General features: G+C 69.1%; 16 protein-coding genes. 8 read left to right on the plus strand and 8 right to left on the minus strand.

All coding sequences use genetic code 11. The annotated features are described in order from the left end of the window. Nucleotides 1-21: 21 nt before the first annotated feature. Nucleotides 22-762, plus strand: coding sequence for a CDP-alcohol phosphatidyltransferase family protein (locus KEC57_RS02690; protein ID WP_229382958.1), 741 nt, complete (start codon nt 22-24; stop codon nt 760-762). Continuing rightward, nucleotides 759-1,151: a hypothetical protein gene (locus KEC57_RS02695; protein ID WP_229382959.1), complete on the plus strand. Its 393-nt coding sequence runs from the start codon at nt 759-761 to the stop codon at nt 1,149-1,151. Before KEC57_RS02690 ends, KEC57_RS02695 begins: the two co-directional genes overlap by 4 nt. A gap of 8 nt (nt 1,152-1,159) precedes the next feature. Here KEC57_RS02695 and KEC57_RS02700 read toward each other — a convergent pair whose 3' ends face one another. Then, entirely contained in the window at nt 1,160-2,023 is an 864-nt protein-coding gene (locus tag KEC57_RS02700; protein ID WP_229382960.1) for a helix-turn-helix transcriptional regulator, read from the minus strand. A gap of 123 nt (nt 2,024-2,146) precedes the next feature. On the opposite strand from KEC57_RS02700, the gene KEC57_RS02705 reads away from it, so the two are divergent. Next, nucleotides 2,147-2,992, plus strand: a complete 846-nt coding sequence (locus KEC57_RS02705) for an aldo/keto reductase (protein WP_229382961.1) — start codon at nt 2,147-2,149, stop codon at nt 2,990-2,992. Nucleotides 2,993-3,043: 51 nt separating this feature from the next. Here KEC57_RS02705 and KEC57_RS02710 read toward each other — a convergent pair whose 3' ends face one another. The 3 genes from KEC57_RS02710 to KEC57_RS02720 are packed head-to-tail and all read right to left on the minus strand — an operon-like array spanning nt 3,044 to nt 7,031. Beyond that, nucleotides 3,044-4,327: an MFS transporter gene (locus KEC57_RS02710; RefSeq protein WP_229382962.1), complete on the minus strand. Its 1,284-nt coding sequence runs from the start codon at nt 4,325-4,327 to the stop codon at nt 3,044-3,046. Nucleotides 4,328-4,368: 41 nt separating this feature from the next. Further along, nucleotides 4,369-5,703, minus strand: a complete 1,335-nt coding sequence (gene guaD / locus KEC57_RS02715; RefSeq protein WP_229382963.1) for a guanine deaminase — start codon at nt 5,701-5,703, stop codon at nt 4,369-4,371. A gap of 47 nt (nt 5,704-5,750) precedes the next feature. After that, complete coding sequence (locus KEC57_RS02720; protein WP_229382964.1) at nt 5,751-7,031, minus strand: MFS transporter; 1,281 nt, start codon at nt 7,029-7,031, stop codon at nt 5,751-5,753. A 140-nt stretch (nt 7,032-7,171) separates the two neighbouring features. Here KEC57_RS02720 and KEC57_RS02725 point away from each other — a divergent pair, with 140 nt between their 5' ends. Then, nucleotides 7,172-7,996: a CPBP family intramembrane glutamic endopeptidase gene (locus KEC57_RS02725; protein ID WP_229382965.1), complete on the plus strand. Its 825-nt coding sequence runs from the start codon at nt 7,172-7,174 to the stop codon at nt 7,994-7,996. A 37-nt stretch (nt 7,997-8,033) separates the two neighbouring features. Here the strand turns inward: KEC57_RS02725 and KEC57_RS02730 are convergent, their stop codons facing one another. Further along, complete coding sequence (locus tag KEC57_RS02730) at nt 8,034-8,558, minus strand: TetR/AcrR family transcriptional regulator (RefSeq protein ID WP_229382966.1); 525 nt, start codon at nt 8,556-8,558, stop codon at nt 8,034-8,036. Nucleotides 8,559-8,678: 120 nt separating this feature from the next. Here KEC57_RS02730 and KEC57_RS02735 point away from each other — a divergent pair, with 120 nt between their 5' ends. Next, nucleotides 8,679-9,392, plus strand: coding sequence for an MBL fold metallo-hydrolase (locus KEC57_RS02735; protein WP_229382967.1), 714 nt, complete (start codon nt 8,679-8,681; stop codon nt 9,390-9,392). A 43-nt stretch (nt 9,393-9,435) separates the two neighbouring features. Here KEC57_RS02735 and KEC57_RS02740 read toward each other — a convergent pair whose 3' ends face one another. Then, nucleotides 9,436-10,806 (minus strand): FAD-binding oxidoreductase, encoded by a 1,371-nt coding sequence (locus KEC57_RS02740; RefSeq protein ID WP_229382968.1) that lies wholly within the window; start codon nt 10,804-10,806, stop codon nt 9,436-9,438. Nucleotides 10,807-10,964: 158 nt separating this feature from the next. On the opposite strand from KEC57_RS02740, the gene KEC57_RS02745 reads away from it, so the two are divergent. After that, entirely contained in the window at nt 10,965-12,098 is a 1,134-nt protein-coding gene (locus KEC57_RS02745; RefSeq protein WP_229382969.1) for a helix-turn-helix transcriptional regulator, read from the plus strand. 6 nt (nt 12,099-12,104) lie between these two features. On the opposite strand, the gene KEC57_RS02750 is transcribed toward KEC57_RS02745, so the two are convergent. Then, on the minus strand, nt 12,105-12,596 hold the full coding sequence (locus KEC57_RS02750) for a bifunctional nuclease family protein (RefSeq protein WP_229382970.1): 492 nt from the start codon (nt 12,594-12,596) through the stop codon (nt 12,105-12,107). 152 nt (nt 12,597-12,748) lie between these two features. Between KEC57_RS02750 and KEC57_RS02755 the strand changes: the two genes are divergently transcribed. Both KEC57_RS02755 and KEC57_RS02760 read left to right on the plus strand, forming a co-directional pair. After that, a complete protein-coding gene (locus tag KEC57_RS02755) occupies nt 12,749-13,054 on the plus strand; it encodes a DUF6412 domain-containing protein (RefSeq protein WP_229382971.1) in 306 nt (101 codons plus the stop codon). Between the two features lie 92 nt (nt 13,055-13,146). Then, a complete protein-coding gene (locus KEC57_RS02760; RefSeq protein WP_229382972.1) occupies nt 13,147-13,911 on the plus strand; it encodes a YidC/Oxa1 family membrane protein insertase in 765 nt (254 codons plus the stop codon). A gap of 19 nt (nt 13,912-13,930) precedes the next feature. Here KEC57_RS02760 and KEC57_RS02765 read toward each other — a convergent pair whose 3' ends face one another. Continuing rightward, a complete protein-coding gene (locus tag KEC57_RS02765) occupies nt 13,931-14,884 on the minus strand; it encodes an aldo/keto reductase (protein ID WP_229382973.1) in 954 nt (317 codons plus the stop codon). Between the last annotated feature and the right edge of the window lie 31 nt (nt 14,885-14,915).

Here is a 14,915-nt window from a genome sequence, read left to right on the forward strand (position 1 = left end):
GACGGAGAAACGGAGCTCCCTATGCCGAAGGTTCATTTCGCTCCGCTCTCGTCGATCGCGGCGGGGGTGCTCGGCCTGGTCGCGCTCGACCGCGTCTCCCCACTCTCCGCGGCCGGATGGACCGCCGGACTCCTCTACCTTGTCGCGTCCAACGGACTGCTCGCCAGGGGCTTGCGCCAGAGCGGAATGACCACCTTCGGGGCGGGCAACTGGGCGACGACGACGCGTTCGACCCTGGTGGCCCTGATCACCGCCATCGTCGCGACGTCGTTCGGCGCACCGGTGCGGGTGCCTCTGATGATCGTGCTGGCGAGCGTCGCACTGGTGCTCGACGCGGTGGACGGATGGCTCGCGCGACGCACGCGCACCGAGAGCGCGCTCGGGGCGCGCTTCGACATGGAGGTGGATGCCTTCCTCCTGCTCGTCCTCAGCGCGTATGTCGTCCCGTCGCTGGGGTGGTGGGTGCTCGCGATCGGACTGCTGCGATATGCCTTCATCGTCGCGGGATGGCTCGTGCCGTGGATGCGGGTGACGCTGCCACCGCGGCATTGGCGCAAGGTGGTCACGGCCTTCGCCGGAATCGCTCTGACCATCGCTGCCACCGGAGTCCCGCCGATGTGGGCGTGCGCGGCGGTGACGCTGATCGCCCTCGCGCTGCTGCTGGAGTCGTTCGGACGGGACGTGCTGTGGCTCGTCGCCCGAAGGCCCGTGGAGACCACCCGCACCGAGGCGGGTCACCGAAGGAATGGAGTGGGCCGATGACCGAAACACCTCAGCGGGGCCTATGGGTCCTGCGGATCCTCAGCGCCGTCCTCCTCGTCGCCGCAGGGGGAATCCATCTGTACCTCGTCTTCAATGGGGTCGGCGGCATCCTCGGCGTGATGTTCGTGCTCAATGCCGTGGCGGCGCTGGTCCTCGCGATCGCAATGGTCGTGCTGCACGGCAGGCTTCTGCAGGCGGCGACCGTGTTGAGTCTGCTGTTCCTCATCGCCACACTGCTGGCGCTCGTCCTCGCGCTGACCGTCGGGCTCTTCGGCATCACCCAGACCTGGGACTTCACGCTGGTTCCCACGACCGTGATCGTCGAGTCGATCGGAATCCTCGTGCTCGCAGTCACGACCTTCGTCGTCTTGCGCACACCGCCCGACTGAGGATCTGCTCAGCGCTCGGGCTGGAGCTCGCTCGTCGCGGCGAGGCTTCCGAGCAGCCTCATGCGGTCCTCGCTCGGGGAGCCTGCCCGCGTGGTGAAGGCGAACATCGTGAGGCTCGGTTGGCCGGGCATCTCGAACGCCTCGAAGTCGAACTCCAGGTCGCCGACGGCGGGGTGGTGGATCCGCTTGGTCCCGACTCGGTGGAAACGCACATCGTGCTTCGCCCACCGCTGCCGGAAGTCGTCGCTGCGGGTGACGAGCTCACCGATCAGGTCGGTGAGCCCCTTGTCGTGGGGGGTGCGCCCGGCGTCGCTGCGCAGCGACGCGACGACACTGTCGGCGCCCTGCTCCCAGTCCGGGTAGTACAGGCGGGCGGCCGGGCTGAGGAAGGTCCACAGCGCGTTGTTCCCGCGGCTCGCGGGATCGTCGAGCATGGGAGCGAACAGGGCCCGTCCGAGATCGTTGCCGGCGACGTAGTCCATCCTCGTGTTGCGCACCCAGACGGGAGTGGCGGTGACCGCATCGAGGAATCGGTTCAGCGTCGGCGGCACGACAGCGACGGATCCGCGGGGCTTGCGGCGCGGCGAGACCGGTGCTGCAGCGCGCGCGAGGTCGTGCAGATGCGCGGTCTCGGCCTCGTCGAGCCGAAGAGCGCGGGCGAGCGCGCCGAGAAGCTCGGGTGAGACGCCGGCCAGGTTTCCGCGTTCCATCCGCGCGACGTAGTCGACGCTCATCCCGGCGAGCATCGCAACCTCTTCGCGGCGCAGTCCGGGCACACGCCGGCGCCCTCCGCCGATGATTCCCACCTGCTCGGGAGTGAGACGCTCCCGACGTGTGCGGAGGAATTCACTCACCTCGGTCTGATGCTCCATACCGCCACGGTACGTCGCGCGGGCGCCGCCTGGCAGTGACTGGCGGTACACGGATAGGCCGTCACTGTCACATCCGTGCAATCCGCGGTGGACTGGACGGCGAACCCAGCGAAAGGCACTTTCATGCAAACCGTCACCCTGAACAACGGCGTCGAAATGCCCATCCTCGGCTTCGGCGTCTACCAGGTCGGCCCCGAAGAGACCGAAGCGGCCGTCAGCGCCGCTCTCGCCGCGGGCTACCGGCTCATCGATACCGCCGCCGCCTACGGCAACGAAGAGGCCGTCGGCGCCGCGATCGCCACGTCCGGCATCCCTCGCGACGAGCTGTTCATCACCACCAAGCTCTGGGTGCAGGATCCCGGCGAGGAGAACACGACGCGCGCGTTCGAGACCTCACTGCGCAAACTCGGCCTCGACTATCTCGATCTGTACCTGATCCACCAGCCGTTCGGTGACTACTACGCGCAGTGGCGTGCGATGGAGAAGCTCAACAAGGATGGCCGCGCCCGCGCGATCGGCGTCTCGAACTTCGCCGCCGACCGGCTGCTCGATCTGATCATCAACAACGAGATCACGCCGGCGGTCAACCAGATCGAGACGAACCCCTTCCACCAGCAGACCGAGTACCACGAGATCCTCAAGGCCGAAGGGGTGCAGATCGAGGCGTGGGGCCCCTTCGCCGAGGGCAAGAACGGCCTGTTCACGAACTCGCTGCTCGCCGAGATCGGCGCGGCGTACGACAAGTCGGTCGCTCAGGTCGTGCTGCGCTGGATGATCCAGCGCGGCGTCGTCGTGATTCCGAAGACCGTGAACCCGGACCGCATGGCGCAGAACTTCGATGTGTTCGACTTCACCCTTTCGGACGACGACATGGCGAAGATCGCCACGCTCGACGAGGCGACGTCGCAGTTCTTCGACCACCGGGATCCGCAGATGGTCCGCTGGCTCAGTGCCCGCCGCCTGAGCTGACGCGAATGCGGGATCCCCGCCTCCGCGATGCGGTGGCGGGGATCCGTGTGCTCAGCTCGCGAGAGCCGCCTTCTTCTCCGAGATGGGCAGCGCCGCGAGCGCGCCGACGACGACCACCGCGGGAAGCAGCCAGAGTGCCGCCTGGAAGTCGGCGAGGGTCGGGTCATCGGGGAGCATCGCGCTCGGGATCGATGTCAGCAGGCCACCGATGATGAAGCAGACCCCGTTGACGATGGCGGATGCACTGCCGATCAGCCCGCCCGGCACCGCCTCGCCCGCAATGGTGAAGCCCAGCATGTGGGCGCCCGCGAAGAAGCCGATGGCGAACATGAGCACGAGGGCGATGCCCTTGCCCTCGGCGGGAAGGTAGATCACCAGCGCGATCGCGAGGGCCTGGAGCAGCAGCCCTCCGAAGGCCGGCCACTTGCGGCTGTGCCAGCGGTCCGAGACGACATTCACGATCGGTGCTCCGACTGCGAGGCCGAGCCATGCGAGCGCCGTGAGGATCGTGGCGAAGTCGGTCTCGGCCCCCCGCGCCTCCATGATGCGCGGACCCCAGAGCGTGCCGACGGCGAGCATCGCACCGAACGAGGCGCCGGCCAGGATCGACGAGAGCACCACCTTGATGTTCGAGAACGCCTTGCCGAGATCGCGGAAGATGCCGCCGAAGACGTTGCCCTGCGGCTTTGCGGCCTCCACCCCGGGCTCCGGGGAGGGGTTGCGGACGAACACGACGAACAGGATCACGAGCAGCACGCCGAACGCGCCGAACGTGACCAGCAGGTCCTGCCACGTCATGTGGGCGAGCGCGGCGAGGATCAGCGGCTGGCCCACGGCCGAGCCCAGCGAGGCGAAGGTCTGCACGAGCCCGAACATCAGACCGTACTTGGCGGCGTCGAACCACTTCCCGCCGAGGTATCCGGCACCGACGAAGCCGAACGACGATCCGATCGCGAGCACGGTCTGTGCCAGGGCGAGGGTCGCGAACGTGGTCGTCCCCGCGTAGAGGAACGCGCCCACCGCGACGAAGGCGACCGCGATCGCCATGAGCGGCCGCGAGCCGAACCTGTCGAGCAGGGCACCGGAGAAGAACTGGACGAGCGCGAACACCCAGGTGTAGATCGACGCCGCGAGACCGACCTGAGCGATCGTGAGGCTGGCGGTCTGCTGGATGTCGGGAGAGACGACGGCATAGCCGGTCTGAATCGCGAACAGCCAGACAACGAAGACCGTCGCGAGAACCCAGACGAGCCACGCCTCCGGGCCTCCGATACGGCGGTGGCCGCTGAACCATCCCTTGGAAGCGTGGTGGTATGCCGCGTGTCCGGTCGACATGGGTGTCCCTTCTCTAGACGAGAGCGTTGAGGGCGGAGGACTCAGTGACCGTCGCGCGAGTACGCGACGTCTCCGGCGATGTAGGTGGACTGGATCACACGGTCATCCCCCATCACCGCCAGCACGAAGAGCTGCTCCTCGAGCGACTGCACCTGGGCGCTGCGGAAATCCAGCAGCGGGGTGGCCTTGGTGTCGAGCACCACGAGATCGGCCTCCTTGCCCACTTCGATCGAGCCGATGCGGTCCTGCAGCCCCAGTGCCTCGGCACCGCCGAGCGTCGCGAGATAGAGCATCTTGATCGAGTCGAGCGGGTACTGCGTGAGCTGCGCGACCTTGTACGCCTCGTTCATCGTCGACAGGAGCGAGAAGCTCGTGCCGGCGCCGATGTCGGTGCCCAGCCCCACCTTGATCGGATGCGTGTGGTTCTTGGCCTGGTGCACGTGGAACAGGCCGCTGCCCAGGAACAGGTTGGAGGTCGGGCAGTGCGACACCGCGGATCCGGTCTCGTGCACGCGCAGACGCTCATGCGCCGTGAGGTGGACGCCGTGGGCGAGGACCGCTCCCGGCTGGAGCAGGCCCGCCCGGTCGTAGACGTCGAGGTAGCCGTCCGCCTCCGGGAAGAGCGAGCGCACCCAGGCGATCTCGCCCAGGTTCTCGCTCACGTGCGTGTGCATGAGGGTGCCGGGATGCTCCTTCAGCAGCGTGGCTGCGGCATCCAGCTGGCCTTGCGTGCTCGTCGGCGCGAAGCGCGGCGTGACGGCGTAGTGGTTGCGGCCCTTGCCGTGCCACTTCTCGATCAGGGCCTTGGAGTCGTCGTAGCCGGACTGGGCGGTGTCGAGCAGGTGGGCGGGTGCGTTGCGGTCCATGAGGACCTTGCCCCCCGCCATCCGCATGTTGCGACGTGTCGCCTCTTCGAAGAACGCGTCGACCGACTCGGGGTAGACCGCGCAGAAGGTGAGCGCTGTCGTGGTGCCGTTCGACAGCAGCTGATCGAAGAAGACGGATGCCACCGCGGCGGCGTGCGTCTTGTCGGCGAACCGCTGCTCTTCGACGAACGTGTAGGTGTTCAGCCAGTCGATCAGCTGCGCACCGAAGGCGGCGATGATCCCGGTCTGGACGTAGTGCACATGGGTGTCGATGAAGCCGGCGGTGATGATCCCGTCCGGGTGGTGATCGATGTGGGCATCGGGGCCCAGTCTGTCTTCGAGCTCGGCGTAAGGTCCGACGGCGGCGATCACACCGCCCTCGACGATGATCAGCCCGTCGGTGTGCTCGACGAGAGCATCAGAGGAGAGGAAGGGATCGGCGACGACGGTCACGATGTGCCCGCGAATCGCGTGGTGCCCCGAATTCGCAGGCGGCAGGTAGTACGGCATCAGTCGATCGGCTCCTCACCGCTTCGGTTACTTCCGGACACTATCGATCAGACGTCGTGCTTGACAATCGAGACCGCAAACCTGGGGCGGAGGAGGGCCGCGGCGATCGCGCCGACCCCCAGCACGAGCGGCATCAGCCACAGCGCGGCCTGGTAGTCCGCCAGCGCGGGATCTGCGGGCATGAGCGTGGAGGGAATCGAGGTCAGCAGTCCCCCGATCAGGAAGCAGAATCCGTTGACGATCGCCGAGGCGCTGCCGATCAGCGACCCGTCGATCGATTCGCCCGCGACGGTGAATCCGAGCATCTGGACGCCCGAGAACAGTCCGAGCGCGAACATCAGCACCACGGCGACGCCGTTCGCCTCGTGGGGCAGATAGATCACCAACGTGATGGTCACGGCCTGGAGCAGAAGCCATACCACCGCGGGCGCCTTCCGGCTGTGCCACCGATCCGACACGATGTTCACGAGGGGCGCGCCGACGGCGAGCCCGAGCCAGGCGAGCGCGGTCAGCACGGTGGCGAAGTCGGTGGATGCGCCGCGCGCCTCCATGATGCGTGGACCCCACAGGGTGCCGACGGCGAGCATCGTGCCGAACGCCGCGCCGGCGAAGACCGCCGACAGCACGACGTTGGGGTTGGCGAAGCACCGGCCGAGGTCGCGGAGGATCTCGCCGAATACGTTGCCATGCCGCACCTCGCTGCCGGCGGCATCGGTGCTCGGATCGCGCACGATCGCGATGAACAGGATGGTGAGCAGAACGCCGAACGAACCGAACGCGAGGAGCAGCTGCTGCCAGCTGAGCGCATCGAGCAGGAGGAGGATCGCCGGCTGGCCGACGGCGGATCCGAGACTCGCTGCGGCCTGCACGAGACCGAACATCAATCCGTAGCGGGCCACCGGGAACCATTTGCCACCGATGTACCCGGCCCCCACGAACCCGAAGGAAGCGCCGAGCGCGAGGACGGTCTGCGCCAGCGCGAGGGAGGCGAAGCTGGTCGTCCCGGCGTAGAGGAAGGCGCCGACGGCGACCATGGCCACGGCGATCGCGAGCAGCGGTCGACTTCCGAAGCGGTCCAGCAGCGACCCCGAGAAGAACTGGACGAACGCGAAGACCCACGTGTAGACGGACGCCGCGAGGCCGATCTGGGCCAGCGACAATCCCGCGGAAGCCTGGATCTCCGGCGAGACGACGGCGTAGCCGGTCTGGATCGCGAACAGCCAGACGACGAAGGTCGTGGCGAGAACCCAGACCAGCCAGGCCTCGGGCCCGCCGATCCTGCTCGCTCGACGAGATGCGCGGGCGGTGGGATCGATGAAACCGCTCATAGGGGATATCCAACACCCCGGCGTGTGTGCTCCGGCGCCCCACGCCGCCGCGAACCGATCAATCGCGGAGGGGCGCTCCCGGAGCGATAGTCTCGATGACAGGGCGCGTATCGGCGCACCTCGACCGGAGGCCCCTCCCCATGCCTGAACAGAACGTGTCATCCCCCTGGAAGCGCTTCTGGGACCGGGGCGGATTCTGGAAGGCGCTGCTGCTCGCGGCCGCCTACTACGCGCTCTATCAGCTCATCGCCGTCGGAGTGTTCTTCAGTATCGGACAACTCGGCGGACCGGCGGGAAGCCCGCTGAATGTCCTGCTCACCACCGGCCTGCCCATCGCGCTGGGCGGCGTTCTGCTCGTGGCGTTCGCGTGGTCGATCGGCTGGCTGCGAGAGCTCTTCGGTCCGCAGCCGATCAGAGGCCGCGGATGGATGTGGATCGCCGTCGCCGTGGTGCTGATCACCAACATCGCCCGGTTCGCCTCTCTCGACTACGCGGCAGCCGGATTCGCCGTCGTCGCCGCATGGCTGCTCACGAGCCTGTTCATCGGCTTCGCGGAAGAGCTGCTCACCCGGGGATTCGTCGTCAACCTGATGCGTCGCGCCGGCCACTCCGAGATCGTCGTCGCCGTCGCCTCGGCCGGGATCTTCGCGGCGATGCACGCCGCCAACGCGTTCGGCGGTCAGCCGCTCCTCGCGACCGCACTGCAGGTGGGCTACACCTTCGCGTTCGGCATCTGCATGTACCTCGCGCTGCGCGTCACCGGCAACATCATCTGGCCGATCCTGCTGCACGCGAGCACCGACCCGAGCATCTTCCTCCTGAGCGCCTACCCCGGCGCCGGGCCGCTCACGCCGCTCGCGGGGCTCGGCAACATCGTCGTCGTCATCACCGGACTCGTGCTGCTCATCTTCATCCGCGGTCGCGTCACGGCCAAGACCGAGCCGGCGCCTCAGTTCGCGTCATAGCTCGATCCGTCCCAGACGCTGCCCGCCGTGAACCGATCTACGCTCGCAGCCCTCGCTGCAGCGTGACCAGTCCGTACTCGAACGCGTCGTCGACGTCGCCGCCGAGCCGGAACGCTCCGGCGAGCTCCATCTGCAGGAACCCGGTGACCCACGCGGCCACGAGGCGTGCGGCCTCGAGAGCATGCTCGCCTCCTGCGATCGCGCCGGCGCTGCCGACGATCGTCGCCCCCGCACGGTCGAGCGCCTGCTGCGGCACCGCCGTGGCGAACATCAGGCGAAAGCCCTCGGGGCGTTCGTGCGCGAACGCCCGGTAGACGCGAGCAAGGCTTTCGAGCGATCGATCGGATGCCTCGAGCCGCTCCGTCAGGTCGTCCAGGGTCGCGGCGGCCACCGCCGTCACCAGTGCGTCGCGATCACGGACCCGCTTATAGAGAGACGGTGCGCGCACGCCCACCCGTTCCGCGACGCTCTGCATCGTGAGGCCGCCCGGGCCCGTGTGCTCGAGGATCTCGCGTCCGGCCGCGACGATCTGGGCGAACGACGTGCGTTCGGGAGTGGGCAACCGGCTTCCCTTCCGACGACGACCCCATGCTGGCCGACGACTGTGTGGCTATTGACGTGAGCCATCATAGCTACGTAACGTAGCCATCACCACCCCGCCTCTGGAACGAAGGGCATCAGCATGGAACTCGGGCCGCACCTGCGTCGCATCGGCAACGACATCGTCGCCGCCTACCTGGTCGTGACCGACGACGGCATCACCCTCGTCGACGCCGGCCTCCCCGGTCATTGGAACGACCTGCTGCGCGAACTCGACGCGATCGGCAGGTCTCCCGACGACATCCGCGGCCTCGTCCTGACCCACGGCGACAGCGACCACATCGGGTTCGCGGAACGGCTGCGCCGCGAGCATGGCGTTCCTGTCTACGTGCATGAAGCCGACGCCGAGCGGGCGCGGACCGGCGAGAAGCCGAAGACCCCGATGGGGCCCATGAAGCTCGGACCGACGTTCGGCTTCTTCGCCTACGCGCTGCGAAAGCGCGCCATGCCCACCACCTACGTCTCGGAGGTCGTGCAGGTGCACGACGGCGATGTCCTTGAACTGCCGGGGTCGCCCGTGATCGTCGGCATGCCCGGCCACTCCCCCGGGAGCATCGCGGTGCACGTGCCGCTCGCGGGCGCAGTCTTCGTCGGCGACGCGCTCACCACACGGCACGTGCTCACCGGACGCGAAGGCCTGCAGCCGGCACCCTTCACGGACGACCCGGCCGAGGCATCCGCGTCGCTCGAGAAGCTGGCCGGCCTGCAGGCGTCGTGGGTGCTCCCCGGCCACGGAGCGCCGTGGCACGGGACACCCGCCGATGCCGCGGCAGCGGTGCGAGCCGGGCGCGCGTAGAGCGCACCCGGCGCCCGCCCGGCACTTCCTCCGATCGTGGTTCTCAGACCGGTCGCGCCGCCGAGAAGACATTCGCCGGGTCGTACGCGGCTTTGAGCTCGCGCAGTCGCTCCCACGCGTCGCCGTAGGCGCGTGCAGGGTCGACCCCCGCGCCGTCGATGAAGGTCAGCGCCAACGCATCGGCGTGCCAGGGCGCCAGCGCGGCGACGCCGGCGCGGGTCGCGGCCATAGCGCCGGGTGCCATCTCGGGCGCCGGCACGATCGCGATCGAGTGAATGAGGTACTCCCCCGCGAGCGACGCGATCGCGCCGCCGTGGGCGGGCCGGCGCTGCGCGGCACCGCCGATGTGGCGGATCTCCTGCACGAACAGCCCCGGAATACGGGACGACGCGACGAAGGCGTCCACGGCTTCGGGCGGCAGCTCATCGAGGACGGCGTGCTCGGTGAGCGCGGGCGTCGGCTCGGGCGGGTCCATGTGCACAGCGACGAGCGCGGGCGACGGGATGCGACCGAACGTGTCCATCTCGGGCTGCAGTGCACGCAGGCCCTCGAGAAGGGCGGATGCCGCGGCATCCGTCTCTTCGATCGCACCGTCGATGACGACGACGGAGCGCCCCGAGAGGAACGGCGGAAGCTCGGGCAGCGGCGGGAAGCTCATGACGCGGAGCGTCGTCGTCGCGGTCTCGGGCGCGGATGTCGTCCACTCCGCCCACGCGTGGGACACCTCGGATGCCCGCTCCGCGTCCCACAGCAGCATGCCGGCATAGATGTCGGCGATGGGCAGGAGGTCGATCTCGATCGACACCACGATGCCGAACGCCCCGGCGCCGCCGCGCACAGCCCAGAACAGGTCGGGGTTCTCGTCGGCGCTCGCGCGGACGAGCGCGCCATCGGCGGTCACGATCTGCACGGCGCGCACGGTGTTGACTCCGAGCCCGCGGGATCGGACGAAGAACGACAGGCCGCCGCTCAGGCTGTACCCGACCACCGACACGTCGCCCGCGCTGCCGTGCAGCGCGGTCAGCCGGTGTGGCGCGGCGACGGCGAGCACGTCGTTCCAGTGCGAGCCGCCCAGCACGCGTGCCGTCTGCGCCGCCGCGTCGACGACGACTCCGCGCAGGCCCGCGAGCGAGACGAGCACGGTGCGCGACAGATCGGCGTCGCCGAGCGCTCCGGCGGCATGGCCGGTGGACTGCGGCGCGATGCGGAGCCCCGCGCCCGTGGCCGCACGCACGACGGCCACCACCTCTTCGGCCGACTCGGGACGAACCACCGCGAAGGGCCGCTGGTCGATGGCCACATTCCAGGGCGTGCGCGCGGCGTCGAAGCCCTCGTCACCCGGGAAGAGGATGCGGTCGCCGAGAGCCGCGCGGAGCACGCCCGCGGTGTCGATGGCGAGTTCGTTGATGGTCATGGTGCCCTTTCGGTGCGTGGCCGACGTCGGGAGGGAAGCCGGGTGGTGCCAGTGTGGCGGTGGCCCGTCACTGCCGACCACCCCAGCCCTGAGGGGACTTTCCCGCCCCCAGATACCTGGGATGGCGCCGGATCCGTCGCGAGAGGACACTGGTTGGCATGTCCACCGCGATCGCGCTGGGGCGCGCACGCAGCGACCTCGATGTGATGTCGCGCGCCGGCCTTCCGCTGCACGAATTCCTCGGCGAGGCGGCGCTCACGCTGCAGAAGGTCGTGCCGTTCGTCGCCGGATGCCTGGCCACGCTCGATCCCGCCACCTCGATGGTCTCGAGCGTGGGCAAGTTCGGCGCGCTGCTCGGCCGCAACGACCAGGACATCGCCTGGGCGCAGATCGAGTACGGCGACGACGATCCGACCGCGATCGCCACGATGATCGCGGCCGGCCGGGTCACCCTCGGCGTCCATCACGAGCTGGACGGCGACATCGAGCAGTCGCCGCGGATGGCACAGCTGATGGTGCCGGTCTTCGACTTCCGCGACGAGGCACGGGTCGTGTTCGGCGACCGCAGCGGCGCCTGGGGCGCGATCGCGGTGTTCCGCGGCTCTGACGACGAGCCGTTCCGCGACGACGAGCTGGTCTTCCTCGAAGAGGTCGCACCCGCGTTCACCCGCGGCATCCGCGCGGGACTGCTCGCGCAGCTCGGAAAGCGTGAGGTCACACGCGAATCCGGCCCCGCGGTCGTGATCGTCGATGCCGCGAACCGCATCACCCAGGCCACCGCGTGCGCGCACGATCAGCTGGCACGGATGGCCACGCCCGGGATGGGCGACCCGCTCACGTTCGTGCATTCGCTCGTGAGTGCGGCGCGGCGCTTCGCCCGCGGAGAGACCGAGCGGATGCCGCGGATCAGAGTCCGCACCGGAGACGGCGTGTGGCTCGTCCTGCATGCGACTCCGCTCATGGGCGGCGGCCCGGCGGGCGAGCACTCGGGAGAGGTCGTCGTCACCATCGAGGAAGCACGCCCCCAGGAGGTGGTGGCGCTGGTCGCCGCGGCCTTCGGACTCACCGCCCGGGAGCGCGACGTCACGGGGCTGGTGCTGCGCGGCGCCGACACCAAGGAGATCGCCGGGTCGATGCACGTGTCGCCGTACACAGTGCAGGACCACCTGAAGTCGATCTTCGACAAAGCGGGTGTCACCAGCCGGCGCGAGCTCGTCGCCCGCGTCTACTTCGACCAGTACGCGCCGAGACTCGGAGCAGAGGTCGGCGCGAGCGGGTGGTTCACGGGCTGACGGAGGTCAGCCTTCGAAGTCCTCGGGCTCCACGTCGTCGAGGAAGCGCTTGAACTCGTCGAGGCGCTCGGAGGCATCCGTCTCGGTCAGCACGTCCGGCACGCCTGCCTCGGTCAGGACGGCCTCGGCCACCCAGATGGGGGCACCGACGCGCGATGCGAGGGCGACGGCATCCGAGGGCCGGGCGTCGATGACGCGGACGCCCAGCGCGGTGGACACCGTGATCTCGGCGTAGAACGTTCCCTCTTCGATACGGGTCACCGCGACCTTGGTGACCTCGGCGCCGAGCGTCTCGAGCATCGAGCGCATCAGGTCGTGTGCGAGCGGCCGCGGCACAGGTGCCTGCTCGACCGCGACGAGAATCGAGGTGGCTTCGAGCTGACCGATCCAGATCGGAAGCACGAAGCCGTCTCCGGGAATCTCGTCGATCGGCTTGAGCAGCAGCACGTGCTGACCCGAGGCGTCGAGCGCGACGCCTGCCACCCGGACCTGGACCATCGCGCCTCCTCTGACGCAGCTCGCGTTCGCCACCGGCTGGTGCCATCGTAGGCACGGCAGGCGCCGCCCGCACAGAGGGTGTGCGCTAGCGTGGTGATCCCACAGCCACCGGCACACACGCAGCGGCATCCACGAGAGCAGAGGAGGACGGCGTGCTCGAATCGCTGACCTCCGGCCTGCAGATGCTCCTCGCGACGCTCGGACTGCTCGTCACGCCCGATCTCGGTGCCATGGGCGCTGTGGGTGCGATGGGAGCCCTCGGCGTCACCATCGCCGTGGCGTCCTTCGCGCTCGTGCTCGTTGCTCTCCTCGCCGTCGCCCTCACCCGCTCGGGCCGGGCGTCCCCGGCGCATCCGAGCCGTGCGATCGACATCTCCTCCCCGCTCTCGCAGAGCGATCCGGACGCCTCGGGCCACCCGCGCCCTCGAGCACCCGGTCACGCGGCCTCGGCCGCGTAGCCTCCGTCCGTCGAACGCACCCGAGGGTGCGGTCATCGGGCATCCCTTCGCGGCCGATCAGCCCCCTGATCGCTCCCCTGAATGGATGAACCGTGGACCTCTTCGCCTTCCCTCCCGTCGCCGCCGTGCTCGACCTGGCCTATGCCGGTCTCATGGCCCTGACCGCACTGCTCCAGCCCCTGGCCGGAGCATCCGCCGCCGCCGTGGCGGTCATCCTCGTGACGCTGCTCGTGCGCGCGGCGCTGATTCCCGCCGGCGTCGCCCAGGCGAAAGCCGAGCAGGTGCGCTCCCGCCTCGCTCCGCGGCTGCGTGAACTGCAGAAGCATCATCGCAAGGACCCCGAGCGCCTGCAGCGCGAGAGCATGCAGCTCTACCGCGACGAGAACACGTCGCCGTTCGCCGGCTGCCTGCCGATCCTGATCCAGGCGCCGATCGTCGGGGTGCTCTACGCGATCTTCCTGCACACCACGATCGCCGGTCATCCGAACGCGCTCCTCACCGAGACGCTGCTCGGCGTTCCCCTGGGCACGAGCCTCTCCGGCGCGATCGTGTCGGGGACCGCGGATGCTGCGACCTGGGCCGTCATCGGAGCACTCGTGCTGGTGATCGCCGGGATCGGCGAACTCACCCGTCGGTGCTTCCGCGTGGCGCAGGTTCCGGTGGCCGAGGACTCGCCGCTGCCGCAGATGCCGGCGGGCGTGCTCGGCCTCCTGCAGTTCGCGACCGCTGTGGTGGCGATCTTCGTGCCGCTGGCGGCCGGACTCTACCTGCTCGTCACGGTCACGTGGACCCTCGGGCAGCGGCTGGTCCTGCGACGGATCTATCCGCCGCAGGAGCCCCAGCCGCTCACCCGATGAGCCCGGCGTGAAGGTGTGGTCAGACGGTCGCCGGAATCCATTCCGACACGCGCGACAGCTCGGCGACCTCGGCGTCGGAGAGGTCCACCCGGGCGCCGTCGAGCAGGTCGGCGACCTGCTCGACGCGCGATGCGCTGGCGATCGGCGCCGCGACGGTCGGCTGCGCCTTCAGCCATGCCAGGGCCGTCGCCGCGATCGAGACGCCGTGCGCGCGGCCGATGCCCTCGAGCGCATCGATGATCTCCAGCCCCTGATCGGTGGCGTAGGCCGAGGCGGCGCCCGCGCGCGGCGAACGGTGGCCCGCGGCATCCGTCGAGCGGTACTTGCCGGTGAGGAATCCCTTCGCGAGCGAGAAGTAGGGCACGAGGCTCAGATCGAACTCGCGCGCGACGGGGACGATGTGCTCCTCGACGTCGTTGCGGTGCACCAGGTTGTAGTGCGGCTGCACAGCGACCGGCAGGGCCTGACCGCGAGCCTCTGCGAGACCGATCCATTCGCGGATGCGCTCGGCGCTGTAGTTCGACACGGCGGTGTACCGGACGAGGCCGTCCGTGACGAGGTCGCCGAACGCGGCCACGGTCTCTTCGAGCTCGACGGTCTCGTCGTCGAAGTGCGCGTAGTACAGGTCGATCGTGTCGACGCCGAGCCTGCGGAGGGAGGCCTCGGCCGCGGCCCGGATGTTCTTCGCCGAGAGCCCGGGGAACTCGGGGTGCTGACTGACCTTCGTCGCGACGACGACGTCGCGGGCACCGCGCGACGACAGCCACTCACCGATGATCGTCTCGCTCTCACCTCCGGAGTTGCCGTCGATCCACGCGCTGTACGAGTCGGCGGTGTCGACGAAGTTCCCGCCGCCGGCGTGGAACGCATCGAGGATCGCGAAGGATGTCTCGCGGTCGGCCGTCCAGCCGAACACGTTGCCGCCGAGCGAGAGGGGAAGGACGTCGAGTGAGCTGGTTCCGATCAGGGTCATGATGCGAGTCAACCCGGTGCCGGATCGAGGT

It is taken from the genome of Microbacterium allomyrinae (assembly GCF_020682705.1).
Classification (GTDB): domain Bacteria; phylum Actinomycetota; class Actinomycetes; order Actinomycetales; family Microbacteriaceae; genus Microbacterium; species Microbacterium allomyrinae.

Excerpts from the sequence above, each read along its gene's own strand:
- KEC57_RS02710 (WP_229382962.1), bottom strand. The coding sequence starts at position 4,327 with ATGTCGACCGGACACGCGGCATACCACCACGCTTCCAAGGGATGGTTC.
- guaD (WP_229382963.1), bottom strand. The coding sequence starts at position 5,703 with ATGCCGTACTACCTGCCGCCTGCGAATTCGGGGCACCACGCGATTCGC.
- KEC57_RS02720 (WP_229382964.1), bottom strand. The coding sequence starts at position 7,031 with ATGAGCGGTTTCATCGATCCCACCGCCCGCGCATCTCGTCGAGCGAGC.
- KEC57_RS02735 (WP_229382967.1), top strand. The coding sequence starts at position 8,679 with ATGGAACTCGGGCCGCACCTGCGTCGCATCGGCAACGACATCGTCGCC.
- KEC57_RS02690 (WP_229382958.1), top strand. The coding sequence starts at position 22 with ATGCCGAAGGTTCATTTCGCTCCGCTCTCGTCGATCGCGGCGGGGGTG.
- KEC57_RS02700 (WP_229382960.1), bottom strand. The coding sequence starts at position 2,023 with ATGGAGCATCAGACCGAGGTGAGTGAATTCCTCCGCACACGTCGGGAG.
- KEC57_RS02705 (WP_229382961.1), top strand. The coding sequence starts at position 2,147 with ATGCAAACCGTCACCCTGAACAACGGCGTCGAAATGCCCATCCTCGGC.
- KEC57_RS02750 (WP_229382970.1), bottom strand. The coding sequence starts at position 12,596 with ATGGTCCAGGTCCGGGTGGCAGGCGTCGCGCTCGACGCCTCGGGTCAG.
- KEC57_RS02695 (WP_229382959.1), top strand. The coding sequence starts at position 759 with ATGACCGAAACACCTCAGCGGGGCCTATGGGTCCTGCGGATCCTCAGC.
- KEC57_RS02725 (WP_229382965.1), top strand. The coding sequence starts at position 7,172 with ATGCCTGAACAGAACGTGTCATCCCCCTGGAAGCGCTTCTGGGACCGG.
- KEC57_RS02765 (WP_229382973.1), bottom strand. The coding sequence starts at position 14,884 with ATGACCCTGATCGGAACCAGCTCACTCGACGTCCTTCCCCTCTCGCTC.
- KEC57_RS02740 (WP_229382968.1), bottom strand. The coding sequence starts at position 10,806 with ATGACCATCAACGAACTCGCCATCGACACCGCGGGCGTGCTCCGCGCG.
- KEC57_RS02745 (WP_229382969.1), top strand. The coding sequence starts at position 10,965 with ATGTCCACCGCGATCGCGCTGGGGCGCGCACGCAGCGACCTCGATGTG.